Source organism: Denitraticella aggregata (genome assembly GCF_048158365.1).
In the GTDB taxonomy this organism is placed as follows: domain Bacteria; phylum Pseudomonadota; class Gammaproteobacteria; order Burkholderiales; family Rhodocyclaceae; genus Azoarcus_F.
In genome coordinates this window covers 195,846-213,730 of the sequence record NZ_JBLLNL010000001.1, presented here as the reverse complement: position 1 = coordinate 213,730, position 17,885 = coordinate 195,846, and the positions used below count along the sequence as shown (strand labels likewise).

The following is a 17,885-nucleotide window of genomic DNA, read 5'->3' as shown; positions in this document are numbered from 1 at the left end:
CCAAATCCGACCAACTCCGGTAGACGTAAGACCGTTGCAGCCAGGCTCAGGACAGCACGAGTATCGCGTCGGCCTCGACCACCGCGCCCTTGGGCAGTTCCCTGACGCCGACCGCGGCCCGAGCCGGATACGGCTGCTCGAAGTAGCGCGCCATGACCTCATTGACGGTAGCGAAATTCGACAGATCGGTCAGATAGATCGTCAGCTTCACCGCATCGGACAGCGATCCGCCCGCCGCCTCCGCGACCGCCTTCAGATTGTCGAACACGCGCACGGTCTGCGCCTCGAAACCCTCGACCATCGTCATGGTGGCCGGATCCAGGCCGATCTGCCCCGACATGAAGACGGTGTTGCCCGCCTTGACCGCCTGGGAATAGGTGCCGATCGCGGCCGGGGCATTCGGTGTGGAGATGATTGTGCGACTCATGATCTGTATCCTTGTATGAGGGCAGGACGAAAGCGGATTGTAACCGGGAGCCGCAATGAAGCCGATGATCACCAATCTGGAGAAGCTGCTGGACGGGCCGCGCGACGGCGCGATGCTGCGCTTCTCGCTTGCCAATGCGTGGCTGGACGAAGACCTCGCGCGTGCGATCGGATTCTACCGTGATGCGGTGCGACTGGATCCGGACTATTCGGCCGCGTGGAAGGGCCTGGGCAAGGCCCTGACGCTCGACGGCGCGCTGGAGGAGGCGCTCGGCGCGTATACGCAGGGCATCGCGATCGCCGAGCGCAAGGGGGACAAGCAGGCGGCCAAGGAGATGGCCGTCTTCGCCAGGCGGCTGCAGAAGTCGGGGCAGAGCGACGCCGACTGAGGTTTGCAGCGCGCGGGGGCTGTCCGACTAGCGGCCGGACGCCGGCAGCGCGACGATAACGCCTGCCGCACCATGGTCGGCTTCGACCGCGTCGATCGCCGCTTCCGCCGCGGCGCGGTCGGCATACGGTCCCAGCACCACGCGTCGCTGCATCTGTACGGGCAAGCCCGCCGCCTCGAGCCTGCGGGCGAGTCGCTCGGCATTGGCGGCCTCCCCGAACACGCCGACCTGGGCCGCGAACCCGCCGGTTTCGGGCACCTGGATCAGCAGACCGCGCAGACCTTGCTCGGAGCGCAATTGTGCCAGCGCGCGCTCGGCATCGGCCCGAACCGGGTACGAACCGACCGCGACCCGGGTCTGTGTCTGTGCGAGATGGCCGCGTGCAGCCAGGTCGCCCTGCAAAGCGATCGCAGCGTCCGGATCGACGAAGCCACCGAGTCGAATCTGATAGCGCTGAACCGGTGGCGCCGAGCGGGGAACCACCGGCCGCGCCACCGTGCCACCATTCACCCCCTCCGCGACCGATGGGACCGCGTCCTGGGACGACGGCCGGGGTGCCTCATCGTCGCCACCCTCGGTTTCAACGCCGAGCGCGGTCGCGTCGGCCGCCGAATCCGTCACTGGCGGGGATGCGGCATCCTCGTCCGTTGCATCAGCGTGGGCTGCGTCGGTCGCGCCAGCCTCGCGGTCCTCTTCCGCCAGCGCAGGCGACGCATCGGGCGGAACCGTGACCGGCATGGCGCCCGGCGTGACCGGCTCCGCGATGTCAGGCATCGGTGTCAAAGGCAAAGCCGGCGGACTGCTCACCACGCCGCTGACCTGTGGTCCGCTCGGCGCCTCGCCGTCGTACAGCGACAAGCCTATGACCAGCAACACCATCACGCCGCCAGCCAGTGCCGCCCGATAAAGCAGGGCCCGGCGCTTGCGCCTCGGGTCGAGCACTTCCCGGTAGTCGGCCGCCCGCCGGTTCATGGGAATCATGCACCCTCCCGGCCGCGACTGCCGCCTTGCGCCAGGGATCTGACCAGTTCCGCCTCGGCCACCGAGATGCCGCAACGCTCCGCGATCGCCTCGACCCCCAGGCCGCGGCGGGCGAACACCAGCGCCTCGTCGTATGCGGGTGACACGCCCTGGGTCGCCACCGCCGCGTCCAGTTGCTCGCGCAGCCCCACCACCATGGCCTCCAGCCTTGACACCCGTTCGCATGCATCGAGCAGTCCGGCCTGCAACCGGTCGACGTCGTTGCGCAACTGACGCATCACCAGGCTTTGCTGGAAGTCGTTCCCGGCCAGCGCACCGCCTGAGACCTCCGACGTCCCGATGTCGCCCGCTGCGCCCGCCGATTCGAAGAGGTCCCGCATGCCGTGCGCGTCGATCGGGCTCGACACGTCATAGGATCGACCCCGATCGATCGTCTGCCCGTTCTGCGGCACCGACGGCGCGCCGGCGATCCGGTCCCGTGCGGACACGGCCGGGTCCTCGGGTTTCCGGTCGGCATCGATGCGCAGCGCGCGATAGAGCTGGAAAACGACGTAGCCGAACAGCAGGACGATGACCAGCCAGATGAGTTCGCGCACGCCTTTCGACTCCTAGTCCGTCACGCGGGCCAGGGCCTGGTCGAGATCCCACAGGATGTCGTCGAGCGTCTCGATGCCGATCGACAGTCTGACCATGTCCGGCGGCACACCGGCCGCGCGCTGCTCGGCTTCCGACAACTGGCGGTGGGTGGTCGAGGCCGGATGGATCACCAGCGTCTTCGCATCCCCGACGTTGGCGAGGTGACTGATCATCTGCAGTGCCTCGATGAAGCGCTCGCCGGCCGCCTGGCCGCCGCGGATTCCGAAGGACAGGATGCCGCCGGCGCCCTTGGGCAGGTACTTCCGCGCCAGTGCGTGTTCGGGGTTGCTCGCCAGCCCGGGGTAATTGACCCACTCGACGCTGTCGTGTGCCGACAGGAACTCGGCCACCGCCTGTGCATTGGCCACATGCCTGTCCATGCGCACATGCAGCGTCTCCAGGCCCTGCAGCAGCATGAAGGCCGAGAGCGGCGACAAAGCCTGCCCGAAGGTCCGAAGCGTCTCCATCCGTGCCTTCATGCTGAAACCGAAATTTCCGAAGGTCTCGTAGAAGCGCACGCCGTGATAACCGGGCGAGGGCTCCACCATCTGCGGGAACCGTCCGTTGTCCCACGGAAAGGTGCCCGATTCGATCATGACGCCGCCCATGGTCGTGCCATGGCCACCGATGTATTTGGTGGCCGAGTGAATGACGATGTCCGCGCCGTGCTCGAAGGGACGACACAGGTACGGTGACGCCAGCGTGTTGTCGATGATCAACGGTACGCCTGCCGCGCGCGTGATCCCGGCCACCGCCGCGACATCGAAAACGTTCAGGCTGGGATTGCCGATGATCTCGCCGAACACCGCACGCGTGCGATCGGTGATCGCAGCGCGGAAGTTCTGAGGATCCGCCGGATCGACGAACACCGTGTTGATGCCGAGCCGGCGCAAACTGACATCGAGTTGCGAGAAACTGCCCCCGTACAGCGTGCGCGCGGCCACGATCTCGTCGCCGGCTTCGCACAGGGTCAGCAGCGCGGTCATCTGCGCCGCGAGACCGCTCGAGGTCGCAAGCGCGGCGCGTCCGCCTTCCAGCGCGGCCATGCGTTCCTCGAACACCGCGACCGTCGGATTCGAGATGCGTGAATACACGTTCCCGAAGGTCTGCAGATTGAACAGCGACGCCGCATGCTCCGGCGAATCGAACACGAAGGAGGTGGTCTGGTAGATCGGCACGGCACGCGCGCCGGTGACCGGGTCCGGCTGCTGGCCGGCGTGCAGGCATAGCGATTCGATGCCGAAGCGATGATCAGGCATGTGCGTAATGCGGCCCTGATGGTGAGTTCGTCATGGATAATACTCGCTGCACTCACCCCGCGACAATTCGCCACCCCGCGCATCATGCCCTTCGACCCGTCGCCGCTGCTGTTCTGGCTGAAAAAGCTCGCTGCCCTGATGGCCTTGCCGCCGCTCGCCCCGCTGCTGCTGATCGGCCTCGGCCTGCTGCTGCTGAGGCGCCATCGGCGGACCGGTCTGACCCTGGCATGGGGTGGTCTGCTGGGCGCCTTGCTACTCAGCACGCCCTTCACCGTCGCTCTGATGCTGCGCGGGCTCGAGGACGTCCCGCCGCTGACGCTGCAGGACGCGCGCCGGGCCGACGCGATCGTGATCCTGGGCGGCGGCAAGCGCACCCACGCACCGGAGTTCGGCAGCGAGACGGGTGGCGAGACGGTCAATCGCCTGACGCTCGAACGGCTGCGCTATGGCGCGCGCCTGGCCCGCGACACAGGTCTGCCGATTCTGGTCACCGGCGGCCTCGCGCGCGACGGCTGGTCGGAAGCGGAGCTGATGCGCGCGGCGCTGGAGCGGGACTTCCGGGTACGACCGCGCTGGGTCGAGCACGCCTCGCGCGACACGCGCCAGAACGCCGAATTTGCGGCGGTGCACCTGCACGCCGCGAACGTGCACCGCATTGTGCTGGTCACCCACGCGGTACACATGCCCCGTGCGCAGGCGGAGTTCGAGCGGCACGGTCTCGAAGTGGTTCCGGCCCCGACCGGCTGGCTGTCCGGGCCGCCGGACCCGAACGAATGGCCCGACCTGGTCCCGAATGCCAACGCCGCATACGCCGGCTGGCTGGCCACACATGAATGGCTGGGGGGGCTCGCCTACCGACTCTCGCGCTGACTGCAGCCCGTGCGCGACTGGCAGGCGCGCGGTCAAACTGGGACAATCGCGCCGTCGACCGACCCGACTTTCACCGACCGATGACCGATACCCTGATCGTACTGACCAACATGCCGGATGAAGCGTCGGCAGCCGCGCTCGCAACCGAGCTGATCGCGTTGCGACTCGCAGCCTGCGTGAACATCCTCGCGCCGTGCCGATCCTTCTACCGCTGGAACGGCGCAGTGCAGGACGACGCTGAGCATCCGCTGCTGATCAAGACCACGCGGACACGCTACGCGGCGCTCGAGGCCGCGATCCGCGCCCGACACCCGTACGAACTTCCGGAGATCGTCGCTGTCCCCCTAGAGACGGGATTGCCCGCCTACCTCGACTGGGTGGCCGCCGAAACGGCGCCGCCTGAAGCAACGAACGCCGTGGACCGGGACTGATCCCGCCTGCGTCGGTTGCCTGAAGTTTTTTCATTGGAATGGACACGATGCGCTTCCCGTCATCGATACTCGCCTTCATCGCAGGCCTGCTGCTGCTCGCGATGGCATTCCCGGCGGTCGCCGACCCGGTCGAGCCCGAACGCGCATTCGCGGTTTCCGCGCGCGCGCTCAACCCCGAAACGGTTGAGGTGCGCTTCCAGGTTCGAAAGGACTATTACCTCTACGGCGACAAGTTCCGGTTCGTGTCCGACGACGAACGGATCCTGCTCGGCGAACCCGAACTGCCTCCCGGGATCCCCTACAAGGACGAGTTCTTCGGCGAAACCGAGGTGCACCGCGGCACCGTCAATATCCTTATTCCGGTTCAGGCGGCCGAAGGTGCGACCGTTCTCGGCCTCACCGCGCACAGCCAGGGCTGCTGGGATGGGGGCATCTGCTACCCGCCGCAGGACCGGACCATCAGCATCGACCTGGCCGCGCTGCCCACCGGCAGCCTGCTTGGTGGGCTCTTCGATCGGGCTCAGACCTCCGCTCCCGCAACCAGCGGCGACGATCAGGGTGCGCAGGTCGCCGCCACGTCGACCGAAAGCGTGACCGGCGCCGCGACCGGAGACGAGAGCGGCCGGGTCGCCAGCCTGCTTCGCAACGCCACGCCGGCGCTGGTTCTGGTCAGCTTCTTTGGCTTTGGCCTGTTGCTCGCCTTCACCCCGTGCACCTTCCCGATGATCCCCATCCTGTCCGGCATTATCGTCGGCCAGGGCCACCACATCACGCGCACGCGGGCGTTGGTGCTGTCGCTCGTCTATGTGCTCGGCATGGCGTTGACCTATGCACTCGCCGGCGTCGCGGCAGGCCTGTCCGGCACGATGCTGACCGCAGCCCTCCAGAACGTCTGGGTGCTCGGCGCATTCGCGCTGATCTTCGTGCTGCTGTCGCTGTCGATGTTCGGCTTCTACGAACTGCAGATGCCGACCGCGCTGCAGAGCAGGCTGTCCTCGACCGCCAGCCACCAGAAAGGAGGCCACCTCGGAGGTGTCGCGGCCATGGGGGTCCTGTCGGCGCTGATCGTCGGCCCCTGCGTCGCGGCGCCGCTGGCGGGCGCCCTGCTCTACATCGCGCAAACCGGCGATGCCGCGTTCGGTGGCGTCGCGCTGTTCGCGATGGGGCTGGGCATGGGCGCACCGTTGATCCTCGTCGGACTCGGTACCCGCTCGATGCTGCCGAAGATCGGTCCGTGGATGGAAGGAGTCAAGCGTGCATTCGGCGTGATGCTGCTCGCGGTCGCGGTATGGATGCTGACGCCGGTCGTTCCGGCCGTCGTCACGATGCTTGCGTGGGCTGCCCTGCTCGTCTTCTCCGGTATCTTCCTGCATGCACTCGACCCGCTGCCGCATCACGCCAGGGGCTGGCAGCGCTTCTGGAAGGGCGCGGGCGTCATCATGCTGCTGGCCGGGGCGGCGATGCTGATCGGCACGCTGGCCGGTTCACGCGATCCGCTGCAACCCCTCGCGGTCCTGCGTGCCGGCGCAGCGACGCAGAGCGCCCAGCCCAACTTCGAACGGGTCGACTCGGTCGCGCAACTCGAAAACCGCCTGGCCGTGGCCGACCGGCCGATCATGCTGGATTTCTACGCCGACTGGTGTGTGTCGTGCAAGGAAATGGAACGTTTTACGTTCAGCGACCCGCAGGTCGCTCAACGCATGGCGCAAATGCTGTTGCTGAAGGCCGACGTCACCGCCAACAACGAAGATCACAAGGCCTTGTTGCAGCGCTTCAACCTGTTCGGACCGCCGGGGATCATCTTCTTCGATCCGCAGGGGCAGGAGATCACCGATATCCGGGTCGTCGGCTTCATGCGTGCAGACCCGTTCGGTGAACTGCTCGACGCGGTGCTGCGTTGATGCACCGGGCCTGCGGCCGAGGGGGCTGTCGTGCCTGGCTCGCAGACTTGCTTGATGAGCCTGCCCAGCGGCACGCCCTCCAGATACCTCGCCCTGCGGTGTTTTAGCCTACAATTGCGCCTTCCCTTCGCACTGAACACCCCCATGTTTTCAGGAATCGTGGCCGCCTGTGGCCGAATCGTCGCCATCACACCGTCGCAGGACGGCGTCAGGCTCGCTGTGGACACCGGGACGCTCGACCTGTCGGACGTCGTGATCGGTGACAGCATCGCCAACAGCGGCGTGTGTCTCACCGTAGTAGAGATCGACGGCCAGCGGGTCGGCTTCGACGTGTCCCGGGAGACGCTGAACTGCACCGCCGGGCTCGACGCGGTCGGCGCCGAAGTCAATCTCGAGAAGGCGCTGCGGCTTGCCGACAGGCTCGGCGGCCACCTGGTGACCGGGCATGTGGACGGCGTCGGCGAGGTGCTGCGGTTCGAAGCGGTCGGCGAAAGCCATGAACTCGTGATCCGCGCCCCCGCATCGCTGGCCGGTTATATCGCACGCAAGGGGTCGATCACGGTCAACGGCGTCAGCCTGACCGTGAATCGGGTCGATGACACCGATTTCTCGATCAATCTGATTCCGCACACGGTGGCGGCCACCAATCTGAAACACCTGCATGCGGGCAGTCCGGTCAATCTGGAGATCGACCTGATCGCCCGCTACGTCGAGCGCATGCTCGCCTGGCGTGAGGAGTCCGTAAAACCATGACCGCCCTGGCCCCGATCTCCGAAATCATCGACGACATGCGCGCCGGGCGCATGGTCGTGCTCGTCGACGAGGAAGACCGCGAGAACGAGGGCGACCTCGTCCTTGCAGCCGAACATGTCACGCCGGAAGCGATCAACTTCATGGCCAAGCATGGTCGCGGCCTGATCTGCCTGACCCTGACCGAAGTGCGCTGCCGCCAGCTGGGCCTGCAACTGATGGTGCGCGACAACCGTTCTCCGCACGGCACCGCCTTCACGACGTCGATCGAGGCCGCCGAGGGCGTGACCACCGGTATTTCGGCGCAGGATCGCTCGCGTACGGTCCAGGCCGCGGTGGCGCGCCATGCCCGGCCCGACGACATCGTGCAGCCGGGCCATATCTTCCCGTTGATGGCGCAGCGCGGCGGCGTGCTGATCCGTGCCGGTCATACCGAGGCCGGCTGCGATCTGGCGATGCTGTGCGGGCTGGAGCCGGCCGCGGTGATCTGCGAGATCCTCAAGGATGATGGCACGATGGCGCGCCTGCCCGACCTGGTGCCGTTCGCGCGGGAACACGGCCTGAAGATCGGTGCGATCCGCGACCTGATCGAATACCGGGCCGCCAACGAACACCTGGTCGAGCGCATCACCGAAAAGGACGTGATGACGCCGCACGGCCCATTCCGCCTGTTCGCGTTCGAGGACAAGACCGCCGGCGACGTGCACTTCGCACTGAGCCGCGGCGACATCGATCCGGCGGTCGAGACGCTGGTCCGGGTGCATGAACCGATCTCGGTGGTGGACTTCCTCGACCCGGATAGCGGCCATCACACCTTCCCGATCAACGACGCCCTGGCCCGTATCGCCGCGGCCGACCGTGGCGTGATCGTGCTGCTCTATCGTCCGCAAAGCGGCCACGACCTGCTCGCCAACCTCAAGGGCAACAGCAGTCGGGTGGCACGCTGGGATCCGCGCCTGTTCGGCGTGGGTGCACAGATTCTGCGCGATCTCAAGGTCGGCCGGATGCGGCTGATGGCCACCCCGCAAAAGATCCCGAACATGGCCGGTTTCGGCCTCGAAATCGTCGGTTTCTGCGAGCACGACTAGTTCGCCCTTCAATCAGGACACGATTCACACCATGGCACGCTTCGACAACATTACCGAATTCGAAACCGATCTGAACGGACGGGGCCTGCGCATCGGCATCGTGATGAGCCGCTTCAATCAGGACGTCTGTGAAGGCCTGCTGTCGGCCTGCGTGGACGAACTGTTGCGCCGCGAGATCGCCCCGGACCTGATCCGGATCGCGACCGTACCCGGCGCCCTCGAGATCTCCCTGACTCTTCAGACCATGGCACGAAGCGGCCGCTTCGATGCCTTGATCGCACTCGGTGCGGTCATCCGCGGCGAGACCTATCATTTCGAACTCGTGTCGAACGAGATGGGCAGCGGCATCAACCGGGTCGGACTGGACACGGGGATCCCGATCGCGAACGGCGTGCTGACCACCGAGGACGACGACCAGGCACTGGCCAGAATGCACGAAAAGGGCACGGACTGCGCGCGGACGGCGATCGAGATGGCCAACCTGCTCAAGGCTCTCAAATGAGCGGCAAGGCAGCGCGTCGGCGTGCGCGGGAATTCGCGCTGCAGGGGGTCTACCAGTGGCTGCTGTCGGGCAATGCGGGACCGGTCATCGAGGCGCACGTGGAGAATGCGACCGGCTTCGACAAGGCAGATCGCGAACTTTTCATCGACCTGTTCCGCGCCACGCTGGACAACGTCGAATCCCTGCAGGCAGAGTTCGCGCCATTCACCCATCGCGAGCCGCAGGAACTGTCGCCGGTGGAACACGCCATCCTGTTGCTGGCCACCCATGAGCTCAAGAACAGGCTGGAAACGCCGTACCGCGTCATCATCAACGAGGCAATCGAACTCGCGAAGACCTATGGCGGCACCGACGGTCATCGCTTCGTCAATGGGGTACTGGACAAGCTCGCTGCGCATCTGCGCGCGATCGAAGTCGCCGCGATGCGGGACCGCAAGGCCGGATCCTGACCCTGGATCCGGCAGCCGACAGTGTGACTGACGCGGTCGGTCATCGCGAGCATGACTCACCCTGATTCGATCGTGTGTCGCTCGCGCCACTGCCCGGCACGGCGTGGATGAGTCACCCGGGCTTGCGCGCACCACTGTCGTAGGCGCCACAAGGCCGGATCGCGCGGGCGCGGGATCCGGCCTTCCTGCTGGCTGGCATGAACCGGAACGCGGTTCATGCCAGTCGGCATCATTCAGCGATAGTCGGCACGCGGGCGACGCGGTCCACTTCTGGCCCGGTCGGAATCGGGCCCGCGCGTCGCGTCGCTGCTCCAGCCTTTGCCCGCGCCCGGTCGGGCATCGCGCGCCGGCTTGGCCGAACGGCCCGCGCCGGTGCCGGCTCCGAAACCGGGCCTGCCGCCTGCCGACGGACGTCGCGGGGCCACCGGGCGCAGCGATGGCTCCAGACCCTCGATCACATGAACCGTGATCGACTTGCCGGTGTAGCGCTCGATCGCACGGATCATGCCCATCTCGCGCGGACCGGACAACGTGATCGCGATCCCTTCACGGCCGGCACGACCGGTTCGACCGATACGATGGACATAGTCCTCGGCCGCACGGGGTGGATCGAAATTGATCACATGGCTGATCCCGGCGACGTCGATACCGCGCGCGGCGACATCGGTCGCGACCAGCACGCCGATCCGTCCCTGGCGCAGCTTGTCGAGTGTGCGGTTGCGCGCGGTCTGATGCATGTCACCATGCAGTGCGGCCGCCGAAAAACCCTTCTCACGCAGACTCAGCGAAACCTCCTCGGCGCTGCGCTTGGTGGCGGTGAACACGACGGCCTGATGCAGGCCGTCACTGCCGAGCAGCGATTCGAGCAGACGATTCTTGTGACCGAGACTGTCGGCCATCATCAGGCGTTGCTCGATGTTCGAAGACGACGCCTTGGTCGCGAGGATCTCGATGCGCTGCGGATTGCGGGTCAGATTCTGCGCAAGCTTGCCGACGACGCCTTCGAGCGTGGCAGAAAACAGCAAGGTCTGACGACTCGACGGCGTCGCGGCGACGATCGTCTCGATATCCTCGGCGAAACCCATGTCGAGCATGCGGTCCGCCTCGTCCAGCACCAGCATCTGGACGTCCGACAGTTTGAGCTTGCGGCGGTTGAGATGGTCGATCAGCCGGCCGGGGGTCGCCACGACGATGTCGACCATGCGTGAGAGTTGCTTGGTCTGCGCGAAGATGGGCTCGCCGCCGACCAGACACGCGGTGTTCAGCCAGCGCAGCTTGCGCCCATAGGTCTTGATCGCCTTTTCGACCTGTTGAGCGAGTTCTCGGGTCGGGGTCAGAACCAGCATGCGCGGACCGCTGCCGGGTGCAGGCTTGCTGCCCAGCAGGCGATTCAGGCACGGCAGCGCGAACGCGGCGGTCTTGCCGCTGCCCGTATGCGACGAGACCAGGAGATCTGCCCCACCGATCGCGGCAGGAATGGCACCGATCTGGACCGGTGTGGGATTGGGGTAGCCGGACGATTCGATTGCCGACAGCAAAGCCTCGTCGAGGCCGAGTTCATTGAAGTTCATATGTGCTCCATCACACCGCTGCAAATCCGTTCTGGCGCAGCGGCGCACGCCCGCACAAAACGGGCAGAAAACATCGCGGCAGTACTCGACGCAGTTCGCGTTCGAGGCGCTTCGATGGGCGTGTGGCGGGCATCGACGCGCGCGGATCACAGGATCACGCACGATGACATTCCGCTCATCGGCACCAACCGGTTTTCGCGATGCCAGACGGTCTTAGGAGCGAATGGAGTTCGGAGGCAGGTCGGGGGCGATGGGGCTGTGGATACAGTCCCTCGGCAGGGTGATATGGCGGCGTCGAAAACTGCTAACGTGCCGCACATGGTAAAACGCAGTAAAACCGATGCTGCATTGCACAACGTCCGGCATTATAACCGAAGCACCGCGTTTCACCAAGCAATAAGAGAAGCCGTTGCATGAAACCCGTGGAGCGCGGCCAGCCGGAGCGGGTGATCGTCGCCACGGCTCCGACGGCCACTCGCGCTGCCGCTGTAAGGCTCGCTTCGCTGCGATCCCTGAACTCGCGCTTCGCGCTCAGACAGCAGGGATCGCGGGCGCTACGCTCGCCAACAGCGGCATGCGCTCGGGTCGAGTCGCCGTGGCGACGATCACCCGCTCCGGCTCGCTCCGGTCCTTCGTTGGATGGCGCCGAAACGACGGGGCCCAGCGCATCGCAGCGCCGGGCCCCGAGTCCGACGGTCGCCCGTTCAGGGCGACGGGATCACTTGCCGTTGACGGCGCTCTTCAGCGACGCGCCGGCAGAGAACTTCGGGACGCGCGCGGCGGCGATATCGATAGTAGCGCCGGTCTGCGGATTGCGACCGGTACGCGCTGCACGCTCGGACACCTCGAACGAACCGAAGCCGGTAAACGAGACTTTTTCTCCCGCAGCCATACGCTCGGCGATGATGTCCAGCACTGCGGACAGGGAACGATCGGCTTGAGCGCGGGAAACGTCCAGACGATCAGCCAAGGCTTCGACAAATTCACCTTTGTTCATGCTTTTCCTCGATTGGTGTGGGTAACGAATTACGAATGGGACTACGGAATTCTAGCGCCGTCGTCAAACCCTCAACGTGGCTGCGCCCCGGAGCAGGAATACTTAAAACAGCTGGCATGTTATGCCACGACAGACGCGGGATCAACCGTCATTCCCCCCCCTGCGACGCATAGGCTGTCACAATTATCCAAGAAAGTCCGATCGGCCCAGCCGGCATGATCGGACGCTGGCCGCAGAATCCTGAAATACCGGGCCGCTGTACTAAATTCGGCGACGACAGCCACGCCTGACGTAGGCCCTCGGCGCATTCAATGTGCAATCATCTCCTGATGCTTGCTGCCGAGACCGAGATAGGATTCGATCACGCGTGGATCGTCGGCAAGCTCGGCGGCCGGACCTTCCAGCGAGATTTCTCCGGTCTCGAGCACGTATGCGTAGTCTGCCACCTGCAGCGCGGCACGCGCGTTCTGTTCGACCAGCAGAATCGATACGCCGCGACTGCGCAGCTGCGCGATGATGCGGAAGATCTCGCGTACGATCAGCGGGGCCAGCCCCAGGCTGGGTTCATCCAGCATCAGCAACTTGGGCTTGGCCATCAGCGCCCGACCGACCGCGAGCATCTGCCGCTCGCCGCCCGACAGCGTACCAGCGAGCTGGGTGCGACGCTCCTTCAGACGCGGAAACAGCGCGAAGACTTCCTCCATGGTTTCGCCATGGTCGCGCTTGCCTTCCCGATAGCGCTGGAAGGCGCCGAGCACCAGATTGTCCTCGACGCTCATCTCGCCGAACAGATCCCGCTTCTCGGGCACCAGATTCATGCCGCGGGCGACCATCTTCTCCACCTCCGGAGAATGCTCGACCTCACCGCGGAAGTGTATCTCTCCGACCGACGGCAGCACGCCCATGATCGCCGACAGCATCGTCGTCTTGCCAGCACCGTTGGGGCCGATGACGGTGACGATACGGCCCTCGTCGACGCGAATACTGGCCCGGTGCAGGGCTTCGACCTTGCCATAGGACACGCTGAGGTCGCGAACCTCCAGAATCGTCTGCGGCGTTGCGGCTTCTGTCATTCGATCCCTCCCAGATACGCTTCCAGCACGGCCGGATCCTTTTGCACGTCCTCTGGCAGGCCTTCGGCGATCTTCTCGCCGAACTCCATCACGACGACGCGATCGACCAGTCCCATCACGAAATCCATGTCGTGTTCGACCAGCAGAATGCCCATGCCCTCGGCCCGGAGCTTGCGCAACAGATCGCCGAGCGCCTGCTTCTCCTTGTAGCGCAGGCCGGCGGCCGGTTCGTCGAGCAACAGCAGGCAGGGGTCGGATGTCAGCGCACGCGCGATCTCGACGATGCGCTGCTGACCGAGCGCGAGACTGCCCGCTTCGGCGAACATGAAATCGCTCAGCCCCACGCGTTCGATCTGGCGGGCCGCCTCCGCGAGCAAGCGGCGTTCCTCGGCGCGATCGATGCGCCACGCGGCCGACAGTACGCCCTTGGTCCCGCGCAGATGGGCACCGATGGCGACGTTCTCGATCACACTCATCGTCGGCAGCAGACGCACGTGCTGAAAGGTGCGGCTCATGCCCATGCGTGCGATCTCGCGCGAGGTCTTGCCGGTCACGTCCTGACCGAGGAAGGTCACCTTGCCCGAGGTGGGTACGTCCACCCCCGAAACCTGATTGAACATCGTGCTCTTGCCGGCGCCGTTCGGCCCGATCAGCGCGAGGATCTCGCCCGCACGAACGTCGAGGCTGAGCCCGTTCACGGCGATCAGGCCCCCGAAGCGCCGCGTGACCTGGTTCGCGTCGAGCAGCACCGCGCCGCGTTCCGGCTGCCGTCGAGCAGGCAGCGGCTCGGCGTTGCGGTCGATCGTACGCTGCGCCGACCGGATCGGTACGATCCGATTGGCCAGCGACACCATGATCGGCCACAAGCCGCCGCGCGCACGATGCAGAATCAGCACCAGCAGGGCGCCGAAGAAGATCACCTCGAAGTTGCCCGACTGGCCGAACACCTTCGGCAAGATGTCCTGCAGCCATTGCTTCAGCACGGTGATCACACCGGCGCCGACGATCGCACCCCAGACGTGAGCCGCCCCGCCCAGAACCGCCATGAACAGGTATTCGATGCCCATGTTAATCCCGAACGGGGTCGGGTTGACGAAGCGCTGCATATGGACGTAGAGCCAGCCCGACGTGCACGCGAGCAGCGACGCGATGACGAAGATGATCATGCGCGAGCGTGCGGTGTGGACCCCCATCGCCTCTGCCATCACCATGCCACCCTTGAGCGCACGGATGGCCCGCCCCTCACGCGAATCCAGCAGATTCAGCGACGTGAACACCGCCAGCAGTACGAACGCCCAGATCAGATAGAAGATCTCGTGCCCCTGACGCAACTCGTAGCCCAGGATCGCGATCGGTGGAATGCCGCCAAAACCGGTGTGTCCGCCCAGGATGGCCATCGTGCCGAACAGGAAATACAGGCTGATGCCCCACGCGATCGTACCCAGCGGCAGGTAGTGACCGGACAGTTTCAGCGTAAACGAACCGATCACGAAGGCCAGCGCACCGGTCACAAACAGGCCAGCGAGCAGAGACAGCCACGGCGACCAACCCAGCCAGGCAAGCCACCCTGGCAGGTCCGTCGCTGTGGTGAGTACCGCGGTCGCATAGGCGCCGACCCCGACGAAGGCGGCCTGGCCGAAACTGGTCAGCCCGCCGACGCCGGTCAGCAGAACCAACCCGATCGCCACCATCGAGTACAGGCCGATATAGTTCAGCACCGTGATGTAATACGGGTTTACAAGCAGCGGCGCGAATGCGAGCAGCAGTACCAGTGCGATGGTCAGCACACGCGGAGAAAGCTCGAACTTCATTCCTCTTCCTCCATGTGGTGCGTGGTCAGCGATCGCCAGACGAGCACCGGAATGACGAGCGTGAAGACGATGACCTCCTTATAGGCGCTGGCCCAGAACGAACTGAATGACTCGAGCAGACCGACCAGCAAGGCGCCGAACGCGGCGATCGGATAGCTGGCCAGGCCGCCGATGATCGCCGCGACGAAACCCTTCAGACCGATCAGGAATCCGGTGTCGTAGTAGATCGTCGTGATCGGGCTTATCAGCACGCCCGACAGCACGCCGATCAAGGCGGCCAGAAAGAAGGTCAGCTTGCCCGCCAGCATCGGGGAGATGCCCATCAAGCGAGCGCCGTTTCGGTTGATCGCGGTCGCGCGCAGCGCCTTGCCGTAGATCGTGCGGCCGAAGAACAACGCCAGCGCGACGATCAGCAACAGCGACGACAGAACGACCCAGATCGTCTGGCCGGTGATGAATATGGGACCGACTTCGAAACGCGCCAGCGAGAACGGCGACGTCCGGTAGCCCTCGGGACCGAAGAACACCAGACCGAGGCCGACCATCGCGACGTGCGCGGCGACCGAGATGATCAGCAATACCAGCACCGGCGCTTCGGCGATCGGTTGGTAGACGAGGCGATACATCATCGGCCCCATCGGCACGACGATCAGCAGTGTCGCCAGCACCTGCAGCGCCAGCGGAAGATCCCGCAGCGGCAGCGACCACATCAGCCCGAGCAGCAGCAACGGGTAGGCCAGATTGACCGCGGCGAGGCCGACGAGCTTGCGTCCCTGACCGTTTCTGAGGGCGCCCAGACCGTCAACCACGGTGACGACGACGCCGGCGCCGATCAGCAACCACATCGTCGCAGGAAAGACGCCGTTCTCTATCATCGCCAGGGTCAAGGCGCCGTACGCGACGAACTCCCCCTGCGGAATGAAGATCACCCGGGTCACCGCGAAGACCAGCACCAGGGCGAGCGCGAGCAGCGCATAGATCGCGCCGTTCGTGATGCCGTCCTGACCCAGGATCAGCGCTATCTGAAAATCCATGCTTTACCCCTACCTGCCAACCGGCCGGGACGCCTAGAGCGCCCGCTCCGCATGCCCGCAACCGACCGTCACGGCGCCAAACCCTTCGAGGCCGCGCCATCGACGGACTATGGGCGCGGGACTTTCAGGTTCAACTCGATGATTAAGCGTACCGGCCGCGTCGGTCGTGCAACTGGATGCAACGACATGCACGGCCAATCGGCGCATCCAGACGCAATCCGCGCGCGCGGCCACGGATCAGAGATCCGTGGCCGCGCCGACACCGGCTTCGATTGTCAGTTGGCGAGTTTCCAGGCCCCATCCTGGATCTGGACCATCACACGTGCGCGTTGATCCAGGCCAAGATGGTCGGTCGGGCTCATGTTGAAGATGCCGTGCGCACCGGCGACTTCGCGCACATTCTCAAGCGCGTCGCGCAGCGCGGCCCTGAACTCGGCGGTGCCGGGCTGGGCATGCTTGAGGGCCTCCGGAATCGCCGCCTGCAGCAGCACGCCGGAATCCCAGGCGTGCGCGCCGAAGGTGGACACACTCCCCGGACCGTGTACAGCCTCATAGGCGGTGATGTACGCCATCGCGCTCGCCTTGACCAGATTCGAATCCGGCAGTTGAGCGGCGACCAGAACCGGACCCGCAGGCAGCAAGGTACCCTCGCAGTCGCGTCCGCACACACGCAGGAAGTCGTTGTTCGCGACGCCGTGGGTCTGGTAGATCTTGCCGTTGTAGCCGCGCTCGACCAGTGTCTTCTGCGGCAGCGCGGCCGGCGTACCGGACCCCGCGATCAGAATTGCATCCGGACGCGAGGATATCAGCTGCAACACCTGACCGGTGACCGACGTGTCGGTGCGGTTGTATTGCTGCACGCTGGTCATCGTAAGGCCGCGAAGCTCGGCTAGGGTGCGGAAATGCTGCAGCCAGCCTTCGCCGTAGGCATCGGCGAAACCGATGAAGCCGACCGCCTTGACCCCCTGGTTGATCATGTGCTCGATGATCGCGGTGGCCATGTGCTGATCGTTCTGCGGGGTCTTGTACACCCAGCGGCGGGGACCTTCGACCGGCTCGACGATGCGGCTGGACGCCGCCCAGGCGATCATGGGCGTGCCCGCCTCGGCCGCGACCTCGATCATCGCGAGCGAGTTTGGCGACGTGGTCGAACCAAGCACCACATCGACGCGATCCTCATCGACGAACTTGCGGATGTTCTTGACCGCCGACGTGGTGTCGGACGCGTCGTCGAGCACGATGTACTGGATCGTCTGACCGCCGATCTCCTTGGGCATCAGCTCGACCGTGTTGCGTTCCGGAATACCCAGCGATGCGGCCGGTCCGGTCGCCGAAACCGTCACCCCGACCTTGATCTGGGCCTCCGCGGCACCGACCGCAAAGGCCAGAGTGATCGCAACGAGCAAGGACTTCTTGAGTTTCATGGTGTCTCCTCCTGACTATTGTATTTAGACAAGTGCGCGGCATCGCGCCGGCACTGTTCACAACCCCTCTACAACTCTCGTTTCGTAAACGTCGACTTTTTTCCAAAACTGTACGTAAACGTCAAACGCATGTTAAACGATTCCTTCATTTTTGGCACGCCTCGTCATGCCGGCGCAATGCCGGCGCGCGGGACTTTCCGCGCCGTTTCAAGCCTTCCCAATGCGGGTAATCTGCTCCGCGCGGCCGCAGCGCCGGTATCGCCGACCGGTCTCCCATCTTCGTCACGCAGCGC

Annotated in this window: 18 protein-coding genes; 8 read left to right on the top strand and 10 right to left on the bottom strand. The window is 65.3% G+C overall.

Annotated elements, in window-relative coordinates; translation table 11 throughout:
- Nucleotides 1-46 precede the first annotated feature (46 nt).
- Nucleotides 47-427 carry a RidA family protein gene (locus ACKVEX_RS01055; RefSeq protein ID WP_473213820.1) on the bottom strand — a complete coding sequence of 127 codons (381 nt, stop codon included), beginning with the start codon at nt 425-427 and terminating at the stop codon, nt 47-49.
- 55 nt (nt 428-482) lie between these two features.
- Between ACKVEX_RS01055 and ACKVEX_RS01050 the strand changes: the two genes are divergently transcribed.
- Nucleotides 483-815 carry a hypothetical protein gene (locus ACKVEX_RS01050; protein WP_473213819.1) on the top strand — a complete coding sequence of 111 codons (333 nt, stop codon included), beginning with the start codon at nt 483-485 and terminating at the stop codon, nt 813-815.
- 27 nt (nt 816-842) lie between these two features.
- Here ACKVEX_RS01050 and ACKVEX_RS01045 read toward each other — a convergent pair whose 3' ends face one another.
- The 3 genes from ACKVEX_RS01045 to ACKVEX_RS01035 are packed head-to-tail and all read right to left on the bottom strand — an operon-like array spanning nt 843 to nt 3,691.
- The gene (locus tag ACKVEX_RS01045) at nt 843-1,796 is read right to left on the bottom strand and encodes an SPOR domain-containing protein (RefSeq protein WP_473213818.1); all 954 of its coding nucleotides are present in this window, start codon (nt 1,794-1,796) and stop codon (nt 843-845) included.
- Nucleotides 1,793-2,392: a DUF2802 domain-containing protein gene (locus tag ACKVEX_RS01040; RefSeq protein WP_473213817.1), complete on the bottom strand. Its 600-nt coding sequence runs from the start codon at nt 2,390-2,392 to the stop codon at nt 1,793-1,795. The genes ACKVEX_RS01045 and ACKVEX_RS01040 overlap by 4 nt, the downstream gene beginning before the upstream one ends.
- A 12-nt stretch (nt 2,393-2,404) precedes the next feature.
- Nucleotides 2,405-3,691: an O-acetylhomoserine aminocarboxypropyltransferase/cysteine synthase family protein gene (locus tag ACKVEX_RS01035; protein ID WP_473213816.1), complete on the bottom strand. Its 1,287-nt coding sequence runs from the start codon at nt 3,689-3,691 to the stop codon at nt 2,405-2,407.
- Nucleotides 3,692-3,775: 84 nt separating this feature from the next.
- Between ACKVEX_RS01035 and ACKVEX_RS01030 the strand changes: the two genes are divergently transcribed.
- From ACKVEX_RS01030 to nusB, 7 genes are all read left to right on the top strand, one after another.
- A complete protein-coding gene (locus tag ACKVEX_RS01030) occupies nt 3,776-4,561 on the top strand; it encodes a YdcF family protein (RefSeq protein ID WP_473214271.1) in 786 nt (261 codons plus the stop codon).
- Nucleotides 4,562-4,641: 80 nt separating this feature from the next.
- Entirely contained in the window at nt 4,642-4,992 is a 351-nt protein-coding gene (gene cutA, locus ACKVEX_RS01025) for a divalent-cation tolerance protein CutA (RefSeq protein WP_473213815.1), read from the top strand.
- A gap of 47 nt (nt 4,993-5,039) precedes the next feature.
- Nucleotides 5,040-6,893 carry a protein-disulfide reductase DsbD gene (dsbD, locus tag ACKVEX_RS01020; RefSeq protein ID WP_473213814.1) on the top strand — a complete coding sequence of 618 codons (1,854 nt, stop codon included), beginning with the start codon at nt 5,040-5,042 and terminating at the stop codon, nt 6,891-6,893.
- A gap of 144 nt (nt 6,894-7,037) precedes the next feature.
- A complete protein-coding gene (locus tag ACKVEX_RS01015) occupies nt 7,038-7,646 on the top strand; it encodes a riboflavin synthase (RefSeq protein ID WP_473213813.1) in 609 nt (202 codons plus the stop codon).
- On the top strand, nt 7,643-8,731 hold the full coding sequence (gene ribBA, locus ACKVEX_RS01010; protein WP_473213812.1) for a bifunctional 3,4-dihydroxy-2-butanone-4-phosphate synthase/GTP cyclohydrolase II: 1,089 nt from the start codon (nt 7,643-7,645) through the stop codon (nt 8,729-8,731). Before ACKVEX_RS01015 ends, ribBA begins: the two co-directional genes overlap by 4 nt.
- Before the next feature lie 31 nt (nt 8,732-8,762).
- Entirely contained in the window at nt 8,763-9,233 is a 471-nt protein-coding gene (gene ribH, locus ACKVEX_RS01005; protein WP_473213811.1) for a 6,7-dimethyl-8-ribityllumazine synthase, read from the top strand.
- Entirely contained in the window at nt 9,230-9,682 is a 453-nt protein-coding gene (gene nusB / locus ACKVEX_RS01000) for a transcription antitermination factor NusB (protein ID WP_473213810.1), read from the top strand. The genes ribH and nusB overlap by 4 nt, the downstream gene beginning before the upstream one ends.
- Before the next feature lie 233 nt (nt 9,683-9,915).
- On the opposite strand, the gene ACKVEX_RS00995 is transcribed toward nusB, so the two are convergent.
- The 6 genes from ACKVEX_RS00995 to ACKVEX_RS00970 form a co-directional block, all read right to left on the bottom strand.
- Complete coding sequence (locus tag ACKVEX_RS00995; protein ID WP_473213809.1) at nt 9,916-11,253, bottom strand: DEAD/DEAH box helicase; 1,338 nt, start codon at nt 11,251-11,253, stop codon at nt 9,916-9,918.
- 718 nt (nt 11,254-11,971) lie between these two features.
- Nucleotides 11,972-12,250, bottom strand: a complete 279-nt coding sequence (locus ACKVEX_RS00990) for an HU family DNA-binding protein (protein ID WP_473213808.1) — start codon at nt 12,248-12,250, stop codon at nt 11,972-11,974.
- A 308-nt stretch (nt 12,251-12,558) separates the two neighbouring features.
- Nucleotides 12,559-13,323, bottom strand: coding sequence for an ABC transporter ATP-binding protein (locus ACKVEX_RS00985; protein ID WP_473213807.1), 765 nt, complete (start codon nt 13,321-13,323; stop codon nt 12,559-12,561).
- A complete protein-coding gene (locus ACKVEX_RS00980) occupies nt 13,320-15,134 on the bottom strand; it encodes a branched-chain amino acid ABC transporter ATP-binding protein/permease (protein ID WP_473213806.1) in 1,815 nt (604 codons plus the stop codon). The genes ACKVEX_RS00985 and ACKVEX_RS00980 overlap by 4 nt, the downstream gene beginning before the upstream one ends.
- Nucleotides 15,131-16,168, bottom strand: a complete 1,038-nt coding sequence (locus ACKVEX_RS00975) for a branched-chain amino acid ABC transporter permease (RefSeq protein WP_473213805.1) — start codon at nt 16,166-16,168, stop codon at nt 15,131-15,133. Before ACKVEX_RS00975 ends, ACKVEX_RS00980 begins: the two co-directional genes overlap by 4 nt.
- 275 nt (nt 16,169-16,443) lie before the next feature.
- Nucleotides 16,444-17,592 carry an ABC transporter substrate-binding protein gene (locus ACKVEX_RS00970; RefSeq protein ID WP_473213804.1) on the bottom strand — a complete coding sequence of 383 codons (1,149 nt, stop codon included), beginning with the start codon at nt 17,590-17,592 and terminating at the stop codon, nt 16,444-16,446.
- Nucleotides 17,593-17,885: the final 293 nt, after the last annotated feature.

Excerpts from the sequence above, each read along its gene's own strand:
- ACKVEX_RS01055 (WP_473213820.1), bottom strand. The coding sequence starts at position 427 with ATGAGTCGCACAATCATCTCCACACCGAATGCCCCGGCCGCGATCGGC.
- ACKVEX_RS01050 (WP_473213819.1), top strand. The coding sequence starts at position 483 with ATGAAGCCGATGATCACCAATCTGGAGAAGCTGCTGGACGGGCCGCGC.
- ACKVEX_RS01045 (WP_473213818.1), bottom strand. The coding sequence starts at position 1,796 with ATGATTCCCATGAACCGGCGGGCGGCCGACTACCGGGAAGTGCTCGAC.
- ACKVEX_RS01035 (WP_473213816.1), bottom strand. The coding sequence starts at position 3,691 with ATGCCTGATCATCGCTTCGGCATCGAATCGCTATGCCTGCACGCCGGC.
- ACKVEX_RS01030 (WP_473214271.1), top strand. The coding sequence starts at position 3,776 with ATGCCCTTCGACCCGTCGCCGCTGCTGTTCTGGCTGAAAAAGCTCGCT.
- cutA (WP_473213815.1), top strand. The coding sequence starts at position 4,642 with ATGACCGATACCCTGATCGTACTGACCAACATGCCGGATGAAGCGTCG.
- dsbD (WP_473213814.1), top strand. The coding sequence starts at position 5,040 with ATGCGCTTCCCGTCATCGATACTCGCCTTCATCGCAGGCCTGCTGCTG.
- ACKVEX_RS01015 (WP_473213813.1), top strand. The coding sequence starts at position 7,038 with ATGTTTTCAGGAATCGTGGCCGCCTGTGGCCGAATCGTCGCCATCACA.
- ribBA (WP_473213812.1), top strand. The coding sequence starts at position 7,643 with ATGACCGCCCTGGCCCCGATCTCCGAAATCATCGACGACATGCGCGCC.
- ribH (WP_473213811.1), top strand. The coding sequence starts at position 8,763 with ATGGCACGCTTCGACAACATTACCGAATTCGAAACCGATCTGAACGGA.
- nusB (WP_473213810.1), top strand. The coding sequence starts at position 9,230 with ATGAGCGGCAAGGCAGCGCGTCGGCGTGCGCGGGAATTCGCGCTGCAG.
- ACKVEX_RS00995 (WP_473213809.1), bottom strand. The coding sequence starts at position 11,253 with ATGAACTTCAATGAACTCGGCCTCGACGAGGCTTTGCTGTCGGCAATC.
- ACKVEX_RS00990 (WP_473213808.1), bottom strand. The coding sequence starts at position 12,250 with ATGAACAAAGGTGAATTTGTCGAAGCCTTGGCTGATCGTCTGGACGTT.
- ACKVEX_RS00985 (WP_473213807.1), bottom strand. The coding sequence starts at position 13,323 with ATGACAGAAGCCGCAACGCCGCAGACGATTCTGGAGGTTCGCGACCTC.
- ACKVEX_RS00980 (WP_473213806.1), bottom strand. The coding sequence starts at position 15,134 with ATGAAGTTCGAGCTTTCTCCGCGTGTGCTGACCATCGCACTGGTACTG.
- ACKVEX_RS00975 (WP_473213805.1), bottom strand. The coding sequence starts at position 16,168 with ATGGATTTTCAGATAGCGCTGATCCTGGGTCAGGACGGCATCACGAAC.
- ACKVEX_RS00970 (WP_473213804.1), bottom strand. The coding sequence starts at position 17,592 with ATGAAACTCAAGAAGTCCTTGCTCGTTGCGATCACTCTGGCCTTTGCG.